Source organism: Variovorax sp. dw_954 (assembly GCF_018449755.1).
Taxonomy (GTDB): Bacteria; Pseudomonadota; Gammaproteobacteria; order Burkholderiales; family Burkholderiaceae_C; genus Variovorax.
Map to the genome: position 1 here is coordinate 1 of NZ_JAAVVD010000097.1, position 718 is coordinate 718.

The window sequence follows — 718 nt, forward strand, 5'->3', positions numbered from 1 at the left end:
ACAACACCGTGAACCCGGCGCGCTCGAGCAGACTCGCCGCATCCTCGCGATCCCATACAAGAAGACCGACACCCGGCTGGTTGCCCACTTGGACAAAGCGGAACTCCAAGCCTTGCTCGATGCGCCGGATCCGCCGGCCCGCGAAGGGATTCGCGATCGGGCTATGCTCCATGTGGCGGTCTGCGCCGGACTGCGTGTCTCGGAATTGAAGGGGTTGCGTATGTCCGGCGTCGCGGCGCAGTGCAAGAGCATCCACGTACTTGGTAAGGGCCGTCGCGAGCGAGCCTTGCCCCTTTGGAAGCCGACAGCGTCGGCATTGCGAGCTTGGTTGTCCGTGCGCGGCGAGGTCGCCGCACCTGAAGTGTTCGTCAACGCGCGCGGCGAGCCCTTCAGTCGCTGGGGCGTCGCGTACGTCCTGCGCAGCCACGCCGATACCGCAAGTACCGCTTGCCCGTCGTTGCGCGGCAAGCAGATCTCGCCCCATGTCCTGAGGCACACCTGCGCGATGATCGTGCTGCAGGCGACGCAGGACATCCGCAAGGTCTCTCTGTGGCTGGGGCACAGCACCCTGGCCACGACCGAGATCTACGTTCGAGCCGACCCCAGCCAAAAGCTCGAGGCCATCGAGGCCGTCGTGCCGCCGCATCTGCGCAAGGGCAAGTTCAGGCCGCCGGACCGACTCATTGCGCTGCTCAGGACGAGGCATTAAATGGGGAGC

The 718-nt window shown here is 65.5% G+C and carries 1 protein-coding gene; it reads left to right on the forward strand.

From position 1 onward, the window contains the following. Nucleotides 1-709, forward strand: a 709-nt coding sequence (locus HB681_RS37665; protein ID WP_213959992.1) for a tyrosine-type recombinase/integrase, incomplete at its 5' end; no start/stop codon positions are given. Nucleotides 710-718 lie beyond the last annotated feature (9 nt).